Below are 5,233 nucleotides of genomic sequence, written 5' to 3'. Positions count from 1 at the left end.
GGCGGCAAGGCCAGCGCCTTGGCCAGGGCCTTGGCGGGTTCGGGCGAATCGGGGGCCATCGCGACGGCTTTACCCTGCCCGGCCAGCCGCTGAGCCAGAAACAACTGCTCCTGGCGGCGTGGAATCAGCAACTGCGGCACCCCGGCCAGGTAGGCGCAGGCCGCGGTGGCGTGATTAGCCATGTTGATCACCAGGTCCGCCTGCTGCATGGCCTGGCGCATGTCCACCGGGGCGCCGGCCAGATGAACATTGGGGAAGCGCTCGGCCACCTCGGGCGAGAGATCGCGGCAATAGATGACCACGGCGGCCTGCTGCTCGGCCAGCGCCTGTAACAGCGGTTCCAGCGCGGGGCAGGCGGAGAGGTAGGCAAACACCCGGGGGCCGGAGGCCTCTGGCCATGGCGGCACCTCGCCGGGGGCCAACGGCGGAAGGCCCAGGTACTCGGCCTCCGGGCGGCTTCCGAAGGCATCCAACTCCGGCAGGGTCAGCAGCCAGTGGCGGTCGAGCTCAGCGTATAGCGCCGCCGCAGCGGGCAACGGCGGCTGGCCATGGCGCGCGAGCAGCAAGTTGGCCAGGGCCAGCAAGCGCGATTCGGCCTCGGCCAGTGACCGAGCATTCTGCTCGCTGCGGCGAACCCCGGGAAACACGCCAAGGTAGGGCAGGTCGGTGCGCGGCACGAAGAAACCGTTGCCTACCGCCCACTGCTGCCAGGGCCCACCGCGAGCGGCAAGGTGCAGGGTGGGGGCGAAATCCGCCACTACCAGATCGGGGCGGGTGGTCTCGAGAATGGCGCGCCAGCCCTGATGCAGGGTGGCCAGCTCCTCGGGGGTCTCGAAGCGCTGCAGCATCAATTGGGTAAAGGAGCGCAGCGGCCGATAAGGGCGTTGCGCGGCGCGATAGTGATACGGCGCCTGAAAGAGCCGCAGCCGAGCGTGATCACGAAACAACAGCGGCACATGGCGCAGCTCCTTGACGGCCAGGGTGACCTCATGGCCCCGGGCCAGCGCCGCTTCCACAAAGGGGCGCAGGTTGGCCAGATGCCCCAGGGCGCCGCCCAGCTCCCAGGCGGCCAGAATATGTGCCATGCCACTTCCTTCTTTCCCTCAGGCAGCTTGCCACTGGACTTCGAATAAGAAATGAAAAAAGTAGGTGTCTAATTTTCCCTAATATCAGCCCTTGAATAGCTCATCAAGCGAATCGGCAGTCAGAATGTTCGCCACCCAGATATCCAGTTGTGTATCGCTGGCTTGCTCTAAACACGACTCAGCCCACCCGGGAATATCCCCGAACTTCAAGATGACGAGCTTGCGCAGCGTGCTTTCGACACCTTCCTGGCGCCCTTCCTGGCGCCCTTCCATTCGCTCCTTCTTCACCAGATTCTCGAGGTTCTCTGCCAGCATGTCTTTATCCTCCACCAGGCTATTGAGCTGGTCCAGGTTGACCTCTGCACCAAGCCGCTGCAAGTGACGCTTCATCCAGCGGGTGATGATTCGGTCGGTGCGCTCCTTATGGGGGGCCGCCTGGATGATCGCCACGACCCGGTCCACAGCTTGTTGCAGGGCTTCCCAGCTCTGGCCTGCGTTCTCCACGCTAAACACCCCGCTCAACGGCGTCTCGCGCGATCCCAACTGATCATCAGTGTAGCGCCCCTCGTCGATCAGGTAGTAGCGCAGGTGCGGCTGGTAGACCCGCAGGAAGCCCGGCGGTTCCGGATGCACCATGGCGTAGATATCCTGCTCGGCTGTCCAGGGGGCCGAGCCATTGTAGAGCACGATAGGCAAGATCGGCGGCAACCCCCTACCCGGCGTGGTCTCGTTGCCTTTGAGCAGGTGATCATAGAAGCAGGCCACGTAATGCATCAGCCGGATCGGCATGGTGCGATCCACCGCGGACTGGAACTGATGCGCGCCATCCATGGCGCTCACCCTGCGGGCGCACTGAAGTGCGCCCAAATTCATTCCCGATGAATTTGTCTAACAGGATGTACAGGAACACCCGCTGCGTCACACCCTCCCAGGTAATTTCTACCGACCACACTACATCCTCGAATTTTTCTTCGAACAGCGGGGTGATGTAATTGCCGCTGTGGTTCTTGAGCGTGGTGAAATCCATCAACCCGGCGATATCGGGCGGCGCGAAGCCTTCGATCAGCTGCTGAACGAATTCAGGGTGGCTGAACAACTCCTTGTAACCGGTATCGTGGTGGTTGGCCATGGCTCGATCTTCTTGGCGTCAGGATGACAGCATAGCACGGTAGCCACAGGCGTTATCACGCCGCCGTGCGCTCGAAGATTTCTCTCGCCACCCGTATCCCGCGCAGGTGACGCGCCTGGCGGCTGGCACAGCAGGCGGTGAGACTCGCCGGGGTGCCCACGGCGCTACCGAAGCGCTGCAGGAGTGTCGTCGAGGCGGTGATAAAGGCGTCCGGGTCGATGCCCAGGCGGTCAAGCAGCCTGGGAACGCGGCCTTCGATTCGCCCGCGCTTGTCGGGTCGCTGGCAGCGGCCGGTGGTCTCGACCAGTTCCAGGTAGTCTTCGAAGCCAAAGGGAATGGCATAGGGAACCCGCCCCGTGGCATCGAAGGGCATCAGCGCCTGCACTGGCAAGACTTCACACCAGGCCGGCGCTTGGCTGGCTGGCGGCGCGGCTTCGAGCGGTTCGTCGTCGGTGTCACTTGCCCGCGCCTTCTCGGCATGGCCGGGAAGCTCGGCCAGCCTCTCGGCAACGGAGGTAAAGGCGGAAGCCTCGGGTGTTTCGGCCATACCGGCGCGAATCGGGTTCAAGTCCACATACGCCATCGCGCTGAGGATCGCCGCCTCGTCGAGCAGCGCCTGGCTCTTGAAGCGCCCTTCCCAGAAACGCCCTTTCACGCCGTCCTCGGCATTGGCCTGGCGGGCAATTGCCTCGTTGAGCACGCGCATGAACCAGGAGACATCGGCCAACCGTTCACGATAGGTTCCGGCCAGCGCCGACACCGCCGCCCTCTCGGCCGGCAGCATCTCCAACCCGGCTCGGTAACGCTGAACCAGTAGCGGGCCGGTGAACAGCGCCGTCCAGCGGCGAAGCACCTCGTCATTGCTCCAGTTCGCCGCACGCGCGGCATCCACCCGTACCACCAAGTGGTAGTGGTTGCTCATTACCGCGTAGGCGGCCACGTCGATGGCGAAGATGCCCGCCAGCTGGTGCAGCCGCTCGGCAATCCACCCACGGCGATGCTCATAACATTGGCCGCTGACGGCATCAGTGCCGCACAGGAAGGCGCGGCGCACGCAGCGATTGACCAGGTGGTACCAGGGCGTGGTGTCAAGCGATAACAGGGAAGCGCGGGGAGTGGTCATGACGGGAACTCACGACGGGAGGATTGCTTTTACCATAGCCGGTGGCAGTTGGCCGTCAAGTAAGTGGGTGTCCTTTCTTTATTCTTTAGGCGGCCAGAATATGTGCCATGGCACTTCCTCGGTCTGTGGATCGAAAACATCAGCATAGCGCGAATCAGCAGCCGTAAAAAAAAGCCCCGCCGGATGGCGGGGCTTCGTTATCGCTCTACTTAACCGTAGAGCATGTGATGCATCGACTTATGCAAAGTTGGCGATGTCGATAGTCTGGAGAGCGCCGATTTCGGTAGCGGACTCGAAGGTCGCCACGTGATCGACTGCCCAAGCCTGACCAGTACCACCGTCGGTGTCCTGCACGAAGAAGGCATCGACGGTATCGATGTTGCCATCACCGCTGTTGTCGAAGGCAGTCAGGACGACAGCACCATCGTTGTCATCGATCTGCACCTGGCCAGTACCGCTGGCAGCCGAGGTGATGGACGATGCATCAAGGGTAAAGCCGCTGCCTACGCGGATGATGGCTGCATCATCTCCCCCGCCAAGTACGACATCTTGGTTCGGATTAGCTTCCCAATCGGCATAGCGCAAGTCAGACGCATCGTCCGGACCCGCCGTAGAGTTCGGCGTTGAAGCATAGAACTCGTTAAAGTCCATTTTATCTTCAGCACCGGCACCATTTGGATTCTCGAAGTTGAAGCCAATGATGGTGTCTTCACCCACGTTGGTACCATCCGGCTGGCCACTACCACTCTGCAGCGCCTTCTGGGAGAAGTTCTGGGTGGTGGTGGCATCGATGTCCTGCAGACCATCGTAAACGATGGTACCGAAGACAACGGTGTCCTCGCCGCCATCCAGGGAGACAGCCAGGTTGACCGTATCACCCTCACTGGCACCGCCAAGGCCGGTTATGATTTCGGCAGTGTCACTACCGAAGGTATTAACGGTAATGGTGTCGTTGCCAGCACCGCTGAAGATCTCAGCAGTATTACCGGACCCATCGCCGAAATCAACTTCAATGGTGTCGTTGCCATCGCCACCGATGTTGCGAGGAGTGCCGGTAGTGTCGATATTGATGGTCACATCAGAGTCGGTGTCAATGATAATGGTATCATCACCGTTACCATCTTCGACGTTGACATCTTGGTCACTGGAGAGGTCATGAGTGACGATATCAATGTAGTCGCCGGCATCGCCAGCAGCCACGAAGACGTCATCATTGGCTTCAACAGTAATGTAGTTGCCAAAGGTGCCGACCGTGTAATCACGCGTACCGCTTCCGGTACCCCCCACGACGTAGACCTGTTCATCTGCCAGGATATCGATGCGGTCATCACCCGCATCGCCGCGAACCAGGGCATCATCATTGGCAACGACGGTAATGGTGTCATTTCCGGCACCGCCGTTGATGCCGTCGTCATCGGCCGTGAATTCGTCAGCGTCGCTACCGTCTGCTACTTCGCCGTCCGAAACGCTTTCTACTCCAGCGTCGATGCTGACGTAGACATCGATGACATCATTGCCATCGCCTGCGAACACAACTGCCTCTTCCACGTCGTATGGACCAGCAAGAGTGTTGATTACGCTACCAATGCGGATGTTGTCGTCACCCTCGCCAGAGTCGACCCTAACATCTTCAGCATCGGTGACAGTGATTGTGTCGCCGAGCCCATCATCGGTAGCATCGACATTTACATCGCCATCGTCATCATTAGTGGCCACGATGGTGTTGGCTTCACCGCTGACATCGAAGATGTCTTCCACAAGGTCGGTGGTGACAGTACCGGCCACCTGATCCTGGATATACACCGTCTCGCTGGTGAATGAGGGATCACCTTCGACATAGACGTTGCCGTTCTGGGAGCCTTGATCCTGGTGGATATGGGCGGTGCCATTAAGAGC

Annotated in this window: 5 protein-coding genes; all 5 read right to left on the bottom strand. The window is 60.6% G+C overall.

Features of this window, described 5'->3' with window-relative positions; genetic code table 11:
- The coding region (locus tag RI841_RS14215) for a nucleotide disphospho-sugar-binding domain-containing protein (RefSeq protein ID WP_310706288.1) at window positions 1–1,085 on the bottom strand (1,085 nt) is incomplete at its 3' end.
- An 84-nt stretch (window positions 1,086–1,169) separates the two neighbouring features.
- Window positions 1,170–1,874 carry an Rpn family recombination-promoting nuclease/putative transposase gene (locus RI841_RS14210; RefSeq protein WP_310706287.1) on the bottom strand — a complete coding sequence of 235 codons (705 nt, stop codon included), beginning with the start codon at window positions 1,872–1,874 and terminating at the stop codon, window positions 1,170–1,172.
- Window positions 1,834–2,214: an Rpn family recombination-promoting nuclease/putative transposase gene (locus tag RI841_RS14205; protein WP_310706286.1), complete on the bottom strand. Its 381-nt coding sequence runs from the start codon at window positions 2,212–2,214 to the stop codon at window positions 1,834–1,836. Before RI841_RS14205 ends, RI841_RS14210 begins: the two co-directional genes overlap by 41 nt.
- Window positions 2,215–2,269: 55 nt before the next feature.
- Entirely contained in the window at window positions 2,270–3,337 is a 1,068-nt protein-coding gene (locus RI841_RS14200; protein ID WP_310706285.1) for a transposase, read from the bottom strand.
- A gap of 237 nt (window positions 3,338–3,574) precedes the next feature.
- Window positions 3,575–5,233, bottom strand: a 1,659-nt coding sequence (locus tag RI841_RS14195) for a hypothetical protein (protein WP_310706284.1), incomplete at its 5' end; no start/stop codon positions are given.

The organism is Halomonas sp. (genome assembly GCF_031581305.1).
Lineage (GTDB): Bacteria > Pseudomonadota > Gammaproteobacteria > Pseudomonadales > Halomonadaceae > Halomonas.
The sequence above is the reverse complement of the archived record's forward strand: the minus strand, read 5'-3'. Positions and strand labels throughout refer to the sequence as shown.